Origin of the sequence: Tolypothrix sp. PCC 7712 (genome assembly GCF_025860405.1) — a bacterium.
GTDB classification, from domain to species: Bacteria; Cyanobacteriota; Cyanobacteriia; order Cyanobacteriales; family Nostocaceae; genus Aulosira; species Aulosira diplosiphon.
In genome coordinates this window covers 2,499,451-2,515,434 of record NZ_CP063785.1, presented here as the reverse complement: position 1 = coordinate 2,515,434, position 15,984 = coordinate 2,499,451, and the positions used below count along the sequence as shown (strand labels likewise).

Annotated in this window: 12 protein-coding genes; 9 read left to right on the top strand and 3 right to left on the bottom strand. The window is 40.0% G+C overall.

The window, feature by feature from the left end; translation table 11 throughout:
- The first annotated feature begins 169 nt into the window (after positions 1–169).
- From HGR01_RS10285 to ctpC, 3 genes are all read left to right on the top strand, one after another.
- Positions 170–295, top strand: a complete 126-nt coding sequence (locus HGR01_RS10285) for a hypothetical protein (protein ID WP_255325306.1) — start codon at positions 170–172, stop codon at positions 293–295.
- A 585-nt stretch (positions 296–880) separates the two neighbouring features.
- Complete coding sequence (gene ispG / locus HGR01_RS10280; RefSeq protein ID WP_045873028.1) at positions 881–2,107, top strand: (E)-4-hydroxy-3-methylbut-2-enyl-diphosphate synthase; 1,227 nt, start codon at positions 881–883, stop codon at positions 2,105–2,107.
- A 144-nt stretch (positions 2,108–2,251) separates the two neighbouring features.
- A complete protein-coding gene (ctpC, locus tag HGR01_RS10275; protein WP_045872939.1) occupies positions 2,252–3,541 on the top strand; it encodes a carboxyl-terminal processing protease CtpC in 1,290 nt (429 codons plus the stop codon).
- 80 nt (positions 3,542–3,621) lie between these two features.
- On the opposite strand, the gene HGR01_RS10270 is transcribed toward ctpC, so the two are convergent.
- Positions 3,622–3,810, bottom strand: a complete 189-nt coding sequence (locus HGR01_RS10270; RefSeq protein ID WP_045872940.1) for a hypothetical protein — start codon at positions 3,808–3,810, stop codon at positions 3,622–3,624.
- 217 nt (positions 3,811–4,027) lie between these two features.
- Between HGR01_RS10270 and hflX the strand changes: the two genes are divergently transcribed.
- From hflX to gshB, 5 genes are all read left to right on the top strand, one after another.
- Positions 4,028–5,773: a GTPase HflX gene (gene hflX, locus HGR01_RS10265; RefSeq protein WP_071989459.1), complete on the top strand. Its 1,746-nt coding sequence runs from the start codon at positions 4,028–4,030 to the stop codon at positions 5,771–5,773.
- Positions 5,774–5,861: 88 nt separating this feature from the next.
- On the top strand, positions 5,862–6,524 hold the full coding sequence (locus tag HGR01_RS10260; protein WP_228045317.1) for a 2OG-Fe(II) oxygenase: 663 nt from the start codon (positions 5,862–5,864) through the stop codon (positions 6,522–6,524).
- Between the two features lie 648 nt (positions 6,525–7,172).
- A complete protein-coding gene (locus HGR01_RS10255) occupies positions 7,173–8,039 on the top strand; it encodes an exosortase-dependent surface protein XDP2 (protein WP_045872942.1) in 867 nt (288 codons plus the stop codon).
- A gap of 510 nt (positions 8,040–8,549) precedes the next feature.
- A complete protein-coding gene (gene grxC, locus HGR01_RS10250; RefSeq protein WP_045872943.1) occupies positions 8,550–8,819 on the top strand; it encodes a glutaredoxin 3 in 270 nt (89 codons plus the stop codon).
- Positions 8,820–8,939: 120 nt separating this feature from the next.
- On the top strand, positions 8,940–9,926 hold the full coding sequence (gene gshB / locus HGR01_RS10245; RefSeq protein WP_045872944.1) for a glutathione synthase: 987 nt from the start codon (positions 8,940–8,942) through the stop codon (positions 9,924–9,926).
- Between the two features lie 407 nt (positions 9,927–10,333).
- Here the strand turns inward: gshB and ftsZ are convergent, their stop codons facing one another.
- Positions 10,334–11,629, bottom strand: a complete 1,296-nt coding sequence (gene ftsZ, locus HGR01_RS10240) for a cell division protein FtsZ (protein WP_045872945.1) — start codon at positions 11,627–11,629, stop codon at positions 10,334–10,336.
- Between the two features lie 1,170 nt (positions 11,630–12,799).
- Complete coding sequence (locus HGR01_RS10235; protein WP_045872946.1) at positions 12,800–13,645, bottom strand: cell division protein FtsQ/DivIB; 846 nt, start codon at positions 13,643–13,645, stop codon at positions 12,800–12,802.
- A gap of 978 nt (positions 13,646–14,623) precedes the next feature.
- Between HGR01_RS10235 and HGR01_RS10230 the strand changes: the two genes are divergently transcribed.
- Positions 14,624–15,955 carry an ATP-binding protein gene (locus HGR01_RS10230; protein ID WP_045872947.1) on the top strand — a complete coding sequence of 444 codons (1,332 nt, stop codon included), beginning with the start codon at positions 14,624–14,626 and terminating at the stop codon, positions 15,953–15,955.
- Positions 15,956–15,984 lie beyond the last annotated feature (29 nt).

The window sequence follows — 15,984 nt, the reverse complement described above, 5'->3', positions numbered from 1 at the left end:
ATCCGACTTACACAACTTCAGCAGTAGATAATTGTCATTAACTTAACCAAGAGCGATCGCATTTCAATACTTGTCGTTTAAGGGTAAAAAGGAGAATGGGAAACGGGAAAGAAAAAACCTTTAACCCTTAACCTTTAACCTTTTCCCCAAAACCAATTTTGAGTTCACAATGCTTAACCGAGTAGTATTGCGATCGCGTTTCGTCTTTTGCTCGTCCATAGTCTTGATAGTATATTTGTATTATAAAAAGCCAGATTGTGCGATCGCCCTGATCAACCAAGATGAATTAGGCTAATTTCTCCAATACCGACGAAAGAGAAACTGATTTGAGTGAGATATACAGGGCTGATGCTATATTCTGTAATCCCAAAATGCCAGAAAATAAAGTTAAAGATATTCTGCAATATCAAAATGTAGATGAAGCAGAAATATTTGGCTTTCCCCCAGAAGTCGAGCATCTATATTAAATGAGATAAATATCAATATTTGAACTATTAATGAATAGTAATTTGTTGATTTATTTCATCCTCTGAAGGGGAATGAGTTAATTATATACTCGTAAAATGCCGTAGTAATGAAAGCTGCTGCTTGATGCATCTCATAGATAAAAATTATGTAAGCTGATTTAATAAACTAATTAGCATTAGTGTTATCATTTATAACTCAGTAATAAAGTGATTCCTATCAACTAGCAAAGGCTAGTAAATAGGCTATTTCCCCTGACAAAAAAAATCGATAAATCTTCTTTATTTCTAGTCTTATCTCACATTCTTTTTTTTTTGCACAGTAATTGACCAAAAGCGCCCCAGCTGTGGCAATCTGAGAAACAGAGATTTTGAAATTTGATATTTTCGCTACAGCAAATTTACCTAATGAGGTTATGCAAACTCTGCCCACAGTTACAACTGTAAACACCACATCTAGCGAACCTAACTTTGATACCACAATTAAGCGACGTAAAACTCGTCCGGTAAAAGTGGGGGATGTCATCATTGGGGGTGGCTACCCTGTGGTAGTACAGTCGATGATCAACGAAGATACCTTAGATATCGATGGTTCAGTAGCAGCTATTCGTCGTTTGCACGAAATTGGTTGCGAAATTGTCCGCGTTACTGTGCCTAGTATGGCTCACGCCAAAGCTTTAGCGGAAATTAAGCAAAAACTTATTAAAACATACCGAGATGTACCTATAGTTGCTGATGTACATCACAACGGTATGAAAATCGCTTTGGAAGTTGCCAAGCACATCGAAAAAGTACGGATTAATCCCGGTTTATATGTGTTTGAAAAGCCAAATACTAATAGAGGCGAATACACCAAAACAGAGTTTGATGAAATTGGTGACAAAATCCGTGAAACCCTAGAACCTTTGGTGGTTTCTTTAAGAGATCAAGGGAAAGCTATGCGAATAGGGGTAAATCATGGTTCTCTCGCGGAGAGAATGCTATTTACCTATGGCGATACCCCAGAGGGGATGGTGGAATCAGCTTTAGAATTCATCCGTATTTGTGAATCTCTCAACTTCCACAATTTGGTAATTTCCATGAAGGCTTCGCGCGTACCAGTCATGGTAGCTGCCTATCGTCTCATGGCCAAGCGCATGGATGAGCTGGGTATGGATTATCCCTTGCATTTAGGTGTCACAGAAGCCGGGGATGGTGAATACGGACGAATCAAGTCTACAGCAGGTATTGCCACATTACTGGCTGATGGCATTGGCGACACAATTCGAGCCTCACTCACAGAATCACCAGAGAAGGAAATTCCGGTCTGCTATAGCATACTGCAAGCCTTAGGCCTGCGAAAAACTATGGTAGAGTACGTAGCTTGTCCTTCCTGCGGACGTACTTTATTTAACTTGGAAGAAGTCCTACACAAAGTTCGAGAAGCAACCAAACACTTAACCGGTTTAGACATTGCAGTGATGGGTTGTATTGTAAATGGCCCCGGTGAAATGGCAGACGCAGACTATGGCTATGTAGGCAAGACTCCTGGTTATATTTCTTTATATCGTGGCAGAGAAGAAATCAAAAAAGTCCCAGAAGATAAGGGAGTAGAGGAATTAATTAACCTCATCAAATCCGATGGGCGTTGGGTAGATCCTTAAGATTTGCGTAACGGCGACCACAAAGGTCGCCGGATTGCCAAGTATTTTGCTGTAATAAGAATACATGCTCGTCTGTTACAGTGATACCCTGTGTTAGATTGGGCATACTGACTATACAAATTTTCCTCTGGCGCAGCTGTCATTATGGTGATTACAAAAAGTAAGCTGGTTTTGGGTGCTACGGCAGTGACGCTCTCAACTATTGCTGTTACAAGTCTTGGGATTCACTCACGAGGTCAGGCTTTAAATAACAGTCCCAAGGAATTGATAGACGAAGTTTGGCAAGTTGTTCAGCGCCAATACGTAGACGGTACTTTTAATCAGGTAGATTGGCAGGCTGTAAGGAAAGAATATTTAAGTAAGTCTTACAGTAGTAAAAAAGAAGCCTATAAGTCCATCCGGGAAATGCTCAAAAAGCTAGATGATCCCTACACCCGGTTTATGGATCCAGATGAATTTAAAAATATGCAAGTCGATACCTCTGGGGAACTTACAGGTATTGGTATCACAATTAGTCAAGACGAAAAAACTAAACAGTTAGTCGTGATTGCGCCTATAGAAGATACCCCAGCTTTTAAAGCCGGGATTTTATCTAAAGATGAGATTCTCAAAATTGATGGTAAAAGTACTCAAGGAATGGATACTAACCAAGCTGTATCTCTAATTCGAGGTGCGGCTGGGACAAAAGTAAAATTAACTATTAGGCGTAGCGGTCAAACTAAAGATTTTGAAATTACACGGGCAAGAATAGAAATTCATCCCGTTAAATATTCGCAAAAAACTAGCCCTGCAGGTAACCTTGGTTACATTCGCCTGAACCAGTTCAGTGCTAATGCTGGCAAGGAAATGCAACAAGCCATCAAGGATTTAGAAACCAAAAAAGTTGTTGGTTACGTATTAGATTTACGCGGCAATCCAGGTGGTTTACTGTTCTCCAGTGTCGAAATTGCCCGGATGTGGCTGGATAAAGGAACAATTGTTTCTACTATCGACCGCCAAGGTGAACAAGAACGAGAAGTAGCCAATGGGCGTGCTTTAACAGATAAACCGATGGTGGTTTTAGTCGATAAAGGTTCCGCCAGTGCTAGTGAAATTCTCTCAGGTGCCTTACAAGACAACAAGCGCGCTACTTTGGTAGGCACGCAGACCTTTGGCAAGGGTTTAGTACAATCAGTACGCCCCCTAGAAGATGGCTCGGGATTAGCGGTAACAATTGCTAAGTACCATACCCCCAGTGGTAAAGATATTAACAAACACGGCATTGATCCCGATGTCAAAGTCGAATTGACCGATGCTCAAAGACAAGATTTGTGGCTCCGCGAACGTGACAAACTCGCAACCTTAGAAGACTTGCAATATGCCAAAGCTGTAGAAGTGTTAAACAAACAAATTGCGGCTAAAGGTACCACAACCACAAGTGCTGATAAAAATTAAATAACTGTCTGTGACTGGTATGCTATTGCCTCAGGATTTGGGTAATTCCCAATACCTAATCCCCAGTCCCCATTTTTCTGTTATTGGGGTTGGCATTTGCCAGCCCTAATTAATCCTATACGACGTGCGATCGCATCTCCTTGGGAACTAAACGGCCCCCACTTTTCGATAATTTCTGGCTCGGAAGTTCCTGCATCTAAGTTAGAGACTATCTCGCAATTACCAGCAGGACGCTTGACAACATACCAATTTTCTGTTGAGTTAGTCATAAAAATCAAACTAAATTCAAGTTTTCTATTCAGGAGTACTAAGAGTACTTCATCACCCTAGCCGGGATGGAATTATAACATTAAAGACTAGTTACATTAAGAAGTAAATGTGATTAAATCACTACGCAACCCCCTTAAGATATAGTTTTGGGTTTTAGGGATGTTGTAAAATAAACAAAGAAGGATTCGGGGGGCCATTTACTGGTCAGAAACGCCTATAGAGACTATCTACGGAAATCTCCAAGGTTTAAAGTCCAGCCAGCTAAAGCAACTACAGCGGCTGTATCACCAACGCATACCGGGCGATAGCATCAGTACGTCCGATTTCTCTCAGCGTCTGGCAGCAATTAGTACAGAACTCAATCAGCCTGTGTGTGCCTATCTCAACCGTCGCGGACAAGTGATACGTGTGGGGGTAGGCACACCGCGTCAAACGCAAATCCCACCGCTAGAATTGCCCCGTTATGGTGCAGAACGACTTAGCGGTATCCGTTGTATAGCTACTAATTTGAAGCCAGAACCGCCTAATGAAGCGGCACTGACAGCAATGGCTTTGCAACGGTTAGATGTCCTGGTAGTACTCAATATTACTGGGGCAGGATTTACACGTAGAGGTGGCGGTGCGACTGGGTACGTCAAAGAAGCTTATTTAGCTCACTTGACACCCCAAGATTCTCGTGCGCTCATTACTAGCCCTGCTGTGTTAAAGACTGGGTCTAACAATATCCAATCTCCAACCTGGACTGTGTCACAACCTCTGAGTTTGGATGAGTTAGCACAGCAAGACTTTATCGATTTAGTAGAAAATCTAGAAGCAGAATTTCAGCGCGAATTCGTTGCCCAAGAAGTAGATGTTGACCACGATCGCGTGCTAATTGTGGGAGTCATGACCGATGAAATGACTCCGCTACAATTCCAAGACACCTTGGCAGAATTGGCACGGTTAGTAGATACAGCCGGGGGCGATGTACTACAGACAGTACAACAAAAGCGATCGCGTATTCATCCTCAAACAGTAGTCGGTGAAGGTAAAGTTCAAGAAGTTGCCTTAACTGCCCAAACTTTAGGGGCAAATCTAGTTGTATTTGACCGCGACCTCTCACCAGCCCAAGTCCGTAACCTAGAAGCCCAAATTGGTGTCCGGGTAGTAGACCGCACCGAAGTAATTTTAGATATTTTTGCTCAACGCGCTCAGTCTGGTGCTGGTAAGTTACAAGTAGAACTGGCACAACTTGAGTATATGCTGCCGCGACTAACTGGTAGAGGTCAGGCGATGTCTCGGTTAGGCGGTGGTATTGGGACTAGGGGCCCTGGTGAAACCAAACTAGAAACTGAACGTCGTGCCATTCAAAGGCGCATTTCTCGGCTGCAACAAGAAGTTAACCAGTTGCAAGCACATCGTTCCCGCTTAAGGCAGCGCCGACAACATCGGGAAGTGCCTTCAGTGGCTTTAGTTGGGTACACAAACGCTGGCAAATCTACTTTGCTCAATGCCCTCACAAATGCCGAAGTTTACACAGCCGATCAATTATTTGCTACTCTTGACCCTACCACGCGCCGTCTGGTAATTTCTGATGCTGAGACAGGTGCAACCCAAGAGATTCTGCTGACAGATACAGTAGGGTTTATACATGAATTGCCTGCCTCCTTAATGGATGCCTTCCGCGCCACCTTAGAGGAAGTCACAGAGGCAGATGCTTTACTGCATTTGGTCGATTTGTCTCATCCAGCTTGGTTGAGCCATATTCGCTCAGTTAGAGAAATCCTCGCTCAAATGCCAGTGACTCCAGGCCCAGCATTAGTGGCTTTTAACAAAATCGATCAAGTCAGTAGCGAAACTCTCGCTTTAGCACGGGAAGAGTTTCCTCTAGCAGTATTTATTTCTGCTAGTCAGCGTTTGGGATTAGAAACCCTACGCCATCGATTAACGCAGCTAATTCAATACGCTGTTGACTCTCGGTAAATACTAAAAATCAAGTAAATTTTGTGTTTTGCTGCAAAAAGCCGTAGTTATAATGACTACGGCTTTTTATATTACCCCGAAAATATTTATGACTACAGAATCAGATACTTTAATTACCCAAATACAGCCAGTTAAAGCTCAAAATATTGATGTTTTGCCCTCTAGCTATATTCAAATAGAAGACTTTCTTACAGCAGAAGAACATCAACTGTTACTCAACTATGTTCTTGACCGCGAATTACAGTTTGTTGTCACCACAACTTCAACTAATGAGATGAATTACCGTCAATCAAAAGTGCTTTACTCATTTCCTGAGTTTTCTGAGCTAATTACTACGCGAATAAAATCGCTTGTACCTGATGTAGTGAATAGATTAGGTTTACCATCATTTCCCATAACCTATATTGAAAGCCAACTCACTGCACATAATGATGGTAATTATTTCAAAATTCATAATGATAATGGTAGTCCAGAAACATCTCTCCGAGAAATCACTTATGTTTACTACTTTCATCAAGAACCAAAGCAATTTTCTGGTGGCGAGTTGCTGATATACGATAGCAAAATCATCAACAACTTTTATGTAAATTCCGAATCATTCACAACGATTGAGCCACGTAACAATAGTATTGTCTTCTTCCTCAGCCGCTATCTGCATGAAGTACTTCCTGTTAATTGCCATTCTCAAGTTTTTGCCGATAGCCGTTTTACAATTAATGGCTGGGTTAACCGTGCAGCTAATTCAGTGTAGATACTAAAGAAAAAACAGACTTTTCCAATTTATTACCAAATAAAGACTGATTATCAACTACAAAATTTTTTGTAAGGTAGCCTCCAGGTTGTGACTGCTGGGTATTTGGCTTAAATCATATATAGATATTAATGAAAAACTCCACCCACAAGGGGATGGAGTTTTTGGGCATTGGGAATGGGGCATGGGGCATGGGAAAGAACATACCAATGCCCTATGCCCTATGCCCCAAGCGGCGGGGCAGCTATCCCTCTCCACCCACAAGGGGATGGAGTTTCCCGCCGCTTTCAATAAATCTTGAATTATTGCCGTTGAATTACTGATTTATTACCAATCTTGTTATCAGTGAAGTTACTAGTCACCATATAAATACATATAAAAATTACTCTATTAGCTTCAATAAAATTTTATCAACTCTGTGGATAACCGATGTACTAAGAGGCAGAATGTGTGGCAAGTTATATCTATATAAGGTTGGATCATCCAATCATCATCGAGTGCATTTATCGCTATGTGAACTAGCGAATGACTAAAAGTTTAGCTATCTAAATACAGCAATTACTGCCTAGCAATAAATTTTCAAATTATCTTACTTACGAATTTAAGTAAGGCAATAACATTTGACTATTCAACATCGTAGTAAAAACTATGAAAATTCACCAAATCTCTACTCTGGTTTGTCTCTCTTTTGGAACATTATTAGCTTTTTCTCCATCTGTTAAAGCTGCAACTTTTCAGACCAATTACACTTCATCGCTTTCAAATACAGATGCGTCTAAAGGAGATATTTGGCTCAGTTCTATTACTCAGAATGGAAAAGAATTTAATAATTTTTCCTTGGGTACTAGAGCTGATATCTTAGAAAACACACCAATTACAGATGTTAAAGCAGACAGTACTAGTACACCAGGGTCTACAAATAACAATACTGGTGCTGCCAGTACAGATCAAGGAGATCTAGCTTATGCACCTATCTCAGTTTCTGGCTTGAAAGACCCAACTGGGGCTGAAATTGCTACCTTTTTGGGTAATAAGAATTTAAACAATATTATTGATACTGAAGATGGAGGCGTTTTTAAAATCAACCTCTTTTTCAACAGTTCTATTCAGGAAGATAGTAGTGGATTAGATAACCTATTTTTCTGGGAAAGGGGGATGAACAGTGACTTGGGTATTCAGGGGATTGATAGCAGTGGCAACTTAATCGGTAATTTCTTAAAACTGAATCATCAAGACCAAGCAGACGCAGGCTATAAGATTAAGACTACTGAAATAGGTGACGCTCAACAAGTAGGTTCATGGGGTGTCAAACTGCAACAGTTAGGTGTTACTTCTCTAAGTGGTATTCAACTGACAGCAGAAGCCAGTTTTAACGGCCCCGATTTTAAATTATTGGCCAGAAGCAGCCAGATATCAGCAGAACAAGTGCCTGAACCCAGTACAACAGCAGCTCTTGGTTTCTTGGCAGTGATTGCAGTACGAACACTGAGAAAAAAGGCAAATTTTATAGTTTAAATGATACTCTATTTGATTTAATGCCAATGATGTACTGGATACTGTAAATCAAAAAAAACGTAAATATTGCTACTTAAGCATTTTAATTGCAGTTTCCGGTACATTTTGTAATCTCCTCAATCAACCGACTTAAATCCTCATTTATCTATCTTTTGGCTCACGATTATTTGTAGACTTTATGATATCCACAATTAACCCAATCCAATAAACCGTATTTTTTACTAATGTAAATGTATAAATATTCTAGCTATTTATACGGTCATAAAATTATGTGAGCCGGACAATCACCGTATGGTTGCTGAGGTAGCTGGTATTTAAAGTGTAATATTATCGGTTCATGAAGAAAACTGGTGCAAACATTAAAATTAGTCAAGAGTCTCACGACTTTTGACTAACCTTTATTTGTGTAAATTGATGAAGCTACTTTGGAAATTAGTAAAACTAGCTCAAACAGCTAGAGTTAGTGTCTACGTTCTAAAATGAAGAATATTCAAATAAATAGAGGACGTTATGGCTGCTAAGGTAGAAATTTATACTTGGAGAACTTGCCCATTTTGTATCCGTGCTAAAAACTTGCTGAATACAAAGGGGGTGAATTTTATCGAATACAGCATCGACGGAGATGAGGACGCAAGAGAGAAAATGTCACAAAGAGCAAATGGACGACGCTCTTTGCCGCAAATTTTTATCAATGACAATCATGTTGGCGGTTGCGATGATATCCACGCGTTAGACAGGCAAGGAAAGCTAGATGAATTACTGGCCGCTACTAGGCTCTAGATGCAGAAACTCTGGCAATTACCCTTTGTTGGTAACATCAGCAAGTGTCAATCAGTCAGAACATCAGGGGATAATTTAAATTGAACACCATTAAATTTCCTGGTGCTTGAGGCAAAAAGCGTGAAACTAGCTTTTATTATTGATCCCATCCATCAGCTTGATCCATGTCATGACACCAGTGTTGCCATGATGGAAGCAGCACAAATCCTTGGACACGAAGTGTGGATAACACAGGCAAATCTGTTGAGTGTCGTAGCAGGTAAAGCCTGGGCTATTTTACAACAGGTAGAACTAATACCAGTCGAGTTGGTAGACGGACGTTATTTTGCAGCTAATCCTTGGTACAAGTTGAGCGCGGGACAACGGGCTTTTGCTTGCTTAGAAACAATGGATGCTGTATTGATGCGGACAGATCCACCAGTAAATGATGCTTACCTTTTTGCCACCTATGTTCTGGACTATATTGATCAAAACAAAACCCTAGTCATTAATAGTCCTAATGGTATTCGAGGAGCAAACGAAAAAATGTATGCTCTTCAGTTTACCAATGTGATTCCAGAAACGATTGTGAGTGCTGATAAGCAGGTCATTCGAGAATTTTTGGACGCAAAAGGTGCTGCTGTTCTCAAGCCACTGGGTAACAAAGCTGGGGAAGGGATTTTATTTTTACAATCAGGCGATCGCAATTTCAACTCGATTGTTGAACTCAGTACTTTTCAAGGTCGAGTACCTGTGATGGTACAAACTTATTTACCAGAGGCCAAAGACGGAGATAAGAGAATTATTTTACTCAATGGAGAACCAATAGGCGCGCTGAACCGCCTTTCTAGCGGCAGCGACTTTCGTAATAATATGGCGGCAGGCGGGACAGTTGCTCAAACCACAATTACCCCAAGAGAGCAGGAAATCTGTACCCAAGTAGCTGAAAAATTACGCCAAGACGGGTTAATTTTTGTAGGAATTGATGTTATTGGTGGTTACCTTACGGAAGTTAACGTTACTAGCCCAACTGGAATTCGTGAAATCGACAGATTAGATCACACTCATCTAGGAAGAGATGTCATTCAATGGATTGAACAGACTCTAAAAAGTAAAAAAGAAAAATAATTTACCTTATCTGTTTTTTTAGAATTATCTTTTACGGGAAGCTTACACTTATGTAATTTACCTGACAATCTAGCGAACCTAGACAAGCAAGTATTGCTGTAATTGGACTAGTCTTCCCGTTTTCCAGACAGATGCTGATGAAGCTATAAGCAAGCTTCTTCAACACTCTCAATTTCTGTGCTTTTTCCTAAAATACTAGTGGACATGAGAGTCAACAGACTCCTGCCCAAGTTAATTTTTTGTGGCTAACGTTATGCAGTTTAGTTATCAATTGGTGATATTTCAGAGATGCACAACGAACTAGCGAATTCCCCCAAGTAGGAAACTCAAAACTTAGCAGATTGTATACAGGAACCAGGTAAACCCAGCATTCCTATTTCATCTCAAATCCAAACTTTTAGCATCACTTAATTTTTGGGTGGGTTGCGTCGCCTTTGCAGAAAATCAGGAATATCTAATATCGGTTTTTCTTTGGGTTCTGCAATTGGGGTTGGGGGAGTAGGATTCGCAGTAGGTTGTTGTGCTACAGGCCTTCTAGGTGGAGGCGTTGTTACCCTATTGTTAGCGGTATTTTGCTGTGGAGCTGCTTGTGGTTCACCTGTAAAGCCAGTTGCAATGACAGTAATTCGTACTTCTCCTTGGAGGCGATCGTCAATCACTGCACCAAAAATAATATTGGCGTTGGGATCTACCACTTCATAGATAGTTTCTGCAGCCGCATTAACTTCATGTAAGGTGAGGTCACTACCACCAGTGATGTTGAAGACAACTCCTCTAGCGCCTTCAATCGAACATTCTAGTAATGGAGAAGAAATAGCTGCGATCGCAGCTTCTCTGGCTCTTGATTTTCCTGAACTTACGCCTATTCCCATTAATGCCGATCCTGCATCTGCCATCACAGCTCGCACATCAGCGAAGTCAACGTTGACCAACCCAGGTATGGTGATGATATCGGATATACCTTGTACCCCTTGACGCAGTACATCATCGGCATAACGAAAAGCTTCCTGTACAGGGGTTTGTTCGGGGATCACTTCCAACAACTTATTGTTAGGAATAATAATTAAAGTATCTACCCGACTTTTTAAACCTTCAATGCCTTGTTCTGCTTGGCTGGTACGACGGCGACCCTCAAATACAAATGGACGTGTGACAACACCAACTGTGAGTGCGCCCATTTCTTTAGCAACTTCTGCAACAATGGGTGCAGCACCTGTTCCAGTGCCTCCTCCCATACCAGCAGTGATAAATACTAAGTCAGCACCTTCTAAAGCTGTAGCAATTTCGTCTCTTGATTCCTCAGCTGCCTTTTGACCAATAGCAGGATTACCACCTGCACCTAAACCCCTTGTTAGTTTTTGTCCTATTTGCAACCGACTAGGAGCACCTGCCAATGTTAAAGCTTGTGCATCAGTGTTGATTGACCAAAATTCCACTCCACTGACATCAGACTCAATCATGCGGTTGACGGCATTACCACCACCGCCTCCTACACCAATCACTTTGATGTTAGCAACTCTACCAGGAACGATCTCGCCGATGCGGTTGCTTTCAGCAGTAATCTTCTTACCGTCATTATTTTGACTGAAGTTTAGCCCTGAGTGATTAAAAGGATTGGTTGAATTCACAGCCAGTGAGAACCCTGACTGTCCCACAGACTGGGAGTTTTTATAGGTAAGCCCTTGGTTATTATCAAGTGTCATTGGATTTGTGAAAGGTAGATAAACGACTTTTTCAGGTGTTACTCACCTAAGAGTCAACTATAGTTTGACACTGCTACAGATATGGCAGTGTTCTTTATTGTTCTCACTACTTCCAACCCTAACAGGATTGTCAGTGCGAAATTTCGCTACGGCATCAGCCAAGAACGCAGCCGATCGCACAACTAGTTCTAAAGAAGTATACCTATATTTACTTAAAAATGATCTGTATAACTTCAACCAGAGATTTAGATCTCTACTTTGCTGCTGCCGATTTATTGGGGGATTTCTTTGGCATTTAATATGTTCTTCCTTAATTACTACTAATGATTTTGATGAGTCATTAATTTTACAACTTACAGTATTGATTTTTTTTTCCTTGATCGCCACTATTACAAGGTTAATTTTGTATATTTTATAATTTTCCTCCAAAGAAAAATACTTAGGAAAGAGATTATTCTTGTTGTTAAATTTATCCCCTATATATAAATTATGGTAATTAAAGATACTGTTTATCTCAGCATAAATACTTTTATACCAAAAATTACACTTGGATAGCACAACTTGTAAAGACGCACCATAGCGCGTCCGTTCTCTTTCTATAATATAGTTAATAGGTTTCACCATTGGGAATGATTGCACCTTATGACACAAAATTTGCCCTTTACTTACTTATTTTGAAGTTAGGGGCAGAGAAGAAATTGCTGGTCAATTTATGGAAAACCAAAATTGATTAGCTATTTGCTCTGTTTTAACAAACTATTGGTTGGAGAAATATTCTACCCTATAGAAATCCTCACTGGTGTCGTCCATATATATTAGGTGTACCAAAGTAGCTTTGTAGCCTAGAGGAGTTAGGGTAGAGACAGATACTGGTTTTTGTCGGGAAAATTTTACTTTATGTAAAAATTGCCTGAACACAAGATGGTTTACACAACCAAAGCCATGATTAGCGTTCTCAAGTATTGTGCTCAATCGTGAGATGCCAGGGTAACAATTGTGTTGCCTTTAGTCTTAAAGCAGGCTTTGTGAGTAATGGTCTCATTTTAATGAGAAGTTTACGCATATTTTGTGACTATTACTCGAAATATAAAAAAATAGTAAATAATTTTTTATCATAAAACTTTGTTAATTTACTAAAAGCCTTATATATATTAAACATGTTAAATATTTCTAAGGATTACGAACATTAATTTTCTGATTTTTTTGGTTCAATTGTACTAATGGAGCTTCAGGATTTTGCAAATCAATGTATTCTATTTGACTGGAATTTAATTTGCTAGATAAATGGCGCATTTGGGCAAGGGTCTTAATCTGTTCAGATAGCTGGGGACTTGGTGGGCCGAGATATACATTGCCTAGTTCTGTTTTCAAAATTAGATTTGTGGGATCTTGGCAATTAATTTCTTGAATTTTCACCAAACTTTGGTTGATAGATAGGTACAGTTGATTCCAATAAGGAAGGTATTGTTCTGGTAACCCAATTACCTTGAGACTAGGTAATTTTCTTGTAGGATTCAGTGATGTGTATTTTTCTAGAGGTATCCAGACTCCACTAGCATCTATTAAGCCAACAGATGCTTGCTTATTCGCAGCTTCAGAATTTCCGCTTCTGGGTGTTTGAACTATAGCTACGGGTACTCGTTCGGTGATGTCAACAATCAGTCCAGGCGGGAATAGACGACGGCTGACGCTTGCTTGTGCAATAGTTGGTTGCCGCTTCAAAGATTCGGCGATCGCTGACGGTTGAATCCGCCATAAAGATTGAGGATAAGATAATACCAACAGAGATTTGACTGTCTCCTCTGGGAGTAATTCATTACCGGATTTCATCACTATTTGTTTGGGTGTATTCAGTACCCAAACAGGCTGGATTGCCAACCACAATAAACAACCTGCCAAACTGGTAATGGCAAAACTTCGCCAAATAGCCTGAATAATTTTCATTTGCTGCTTACGTCGTAATCTTTTACGGCGCTGGGCTAAATCTGCACGGGAAAGTGATACTAGGTCAGCCATTAAAACCCCTTGCTGGTTCCAGTCCAAATTCTTTAGTACTTAGATCGTTAATTAATTTCAGTAAACTTTGGTGGCCGTTATTCGCCCCTTTTTTCCAGAATTTTTTCACTTTTTAGTAACACTTTACAGCAACCACAGGATGATTGTGGGGCAATATCTCTTCATTTAGCAGTTGGCGCTGTCTATTCTAGACCCAATGTCACTTTTTTACTGTAGGGTGATAGCCATTATCTGCCAAAAAAACTACATCAGTGGTATTGAAATATATAATGTTATATGTATATTGGGTGCAATATCTTCTCAGTATTTATACGCTTTACAAATGAGAGCAACAATCAAAATTATTCTTAACCTTGATTAGGGCAAAATTCTCTATCGGACTGACAGTTCCAGGTAAATAGCGCTTTAATCATTACTAGGGTAAATCAACAAATAGACAGATAATTTTTCTGTAAAAATCACATTATATGGGCTACCTTGAATGTTAACTTAGTGCTATTTGATCAACTCTGACGAGCTAGCTAAATATATAGTAGTAAGTGCCATTGAAAACATATAGACATCTGAGTTTTTTTTGCAGATAATTACAAAATGTTAATTTGGTTGTAAATAATATTACGTATTGAATTGACAAAATTAAAAATAAGTGATATGTGTACCATCCATAACCAAACCCTCCATTTAGCTAAGAAAGTATTTTTTTTGACATCTTGATTAACCGCTCAGGATTTGGCAGCCTCAGGTAACGGCTACAGATTGTCAAAAGCTCAACACCAGCTGTAAAAAGGACAGAGATACTTAACGTATAAGGAAAAACTTAATCTCTGCCATGATACTGACAGATGTTTGCAGCATTCATTCTCCCTTTCAGGGCTGTCTGTGATCCGATACCAACTTGTATTCAATTTAAGAGTGTCTGAAAGTTGATCGAGATTTTTGCATAGCAAAAGATACAAATAAAACTAGATCTGCATCTACATGAAAACTACATTAAATTTGTCACGTTTTTATAAAGCGTGTAACCCAAGCTACACATTAAATATGAGTGAGGTACTGGATAAGCAGTACTATATAGATTTCTCCGATGTCCGTGGTTGCAAAATTGTTGAAGAGCTACAACGTACTATTACTCGCATTTCTCCAGATGAACCAACTTGCCAATTGTTTACAGGTCATATTGGTTGTGGTAAATCCACAGAGTTACAGCGCCTAAAAGCAGAGCTAGAAGCCGCAGGATTTCATGTGGTTTATTTTGAGTCCAGCCAAGACCTAGATATGGCGGATATAGATGTTAGTGATATTTTGCTGAGTGTAGCTCGTCAAGTCAGTGTCAGTTTAGAAGGAATTGGAATTAAATTTAGACCAGGTTACTTTAGTAATTTATTTAAAGAAATCGGGGATTTTTTGCAGACTCCTATAGAGTTATCTGGACAAGCAGAATTATCCTTGGGTATTGCCAAAATTACTGCTAAAACCAAAGATAGTGCCCAGACACGTAATCAATTAAGACAATACCTAGAACCACGTACCAACAGTATTTTGCAAGCAATTAACGAGGAGATATTAGAAAAAGCTGTAGAACAGCTCAAACAACGTGGTCAAAAAGGATTAGTAGTGATCGTCGATAACTTAGATCGGGTTGATATGCGCCCCGTTGCTTCTGGACGTACCCAACCAGAGTATCTGTTTATTGACCGAGGTGAGCAGTTACGCCGACTCAAATGCCATTTAGTTTATACCATTCCCCTAGCTTTAATTTTTTCTAATGAGTACGAAACTCTCAAAAATCGCTTAGGTGGAGGAATTGCGCCTAAAGTCTTACCAATGGTATTGGTGCGGAAAAGAGATGGTAGCGACTTTGAACCTGGAATGTCACTATTGCGCCAGTTAGTATTAGCACGAGCTTTTCCTGAAGTTAAGTGGGATGAAAGAGCTTTATTAATCACAGATTTATTTGATCGCCCCGAGACATTAGATCGAATTTGTCGTGTCAGTGGCGGTCACATTCGTAATTTATTGGGACTGCTTTATAGTTGCTTGCAACGTCAAGATCCCCCGTTTTCCAGAGAATGTTTAGAAGCTGTCATCAAAGACTATCGGGACGACCTGTTATTAGCTATTGATGAACATCAATGGAAATTACTGTTTGAAGTAGTACAGCAGCAAAGCGTCAAAGGCGAATCTGACTATCAAAGCTTACTCAGAAGTATGTATTTGTTTGAATACCGCGATCCCCAAGGTCGCTGGTTTGGAATTAGCCCAGCATTAGCAGAAACAGAAAAAGTCCTTCTCTGGCAGCAAAATAAGTGAGCTATGCCAAATTAATCTCGAAAATTTGG

Bases quoted from the DNA above. Each gene is read 5' to 3' on its own strand.
- ftsZ (WP_045872945.1), bottom strand. From the start codon at position 11,629: ATGACACTTGATAATAACCAAGGGCTTACCTATAAAAACTCCCAGTCT.
- HGR01_RS10235 (WP_045872946.1), bottom strand. From the start codon at position 13,645: ATGGCTGACCTAGTATCACTTTCCCGTGCAGATTTAGCCCAGCGCCGT.
- grxC (WP_045872943.1), top strand. From the start codon at position 8,550: ATGGCTGCTAAGGTAGAAATTTATACTTGGAGAACTTGCCCATTTTGT.
- HGR01_RS10260 (WP_228045317.1), top strand. From the start codon at position 5,862: ATGACTACAGAATCAGATACTTTAATTACCCAAATACAGCCAGTTAAA.
- ispG (WP_045873028.1), top strand. From the start codon at position 881: ATGCAAACTCTGCCCACAGTTACAACTGTAAACACCACATCTAGCGAA.
- HGR01_RS10255 (WP_045872942.1), top strand. From the start codon at position 7,173: ATGAAAATTCACCAAATCTCTACTCTGGTTTGTCTCTCTTTTGGAACA.
- HGR01_RS10270 (WP_045872940.1), bottom strand. From the start codon at position 3,810: ATGACTAACTCAACAGAAAATTGGTATGTTGTCAAGCGTCCTGCTGGT.
- ctpC (WP_045872939.1), top strand. From the start codon at position 2,252: ATGGTGATTACAAAAAGTAAGCTGGTTTTGGGTGCTACGGCAGTGACG.
- HGR01_RS10285 (WP_255325306.1), top strand. From the start codon at position 170: ATGCTTAACCGAGTAGTATTGCGATCGCGTTTCGTCTTTTGCTCGTCC.
- HGR01_RS10230 (WP_045872947.1), top strand. From the start codon at position 14,624: ATGAAAACTACATTAAATTTGTCACGTTTTTATAAAGCGTGTAACCCA.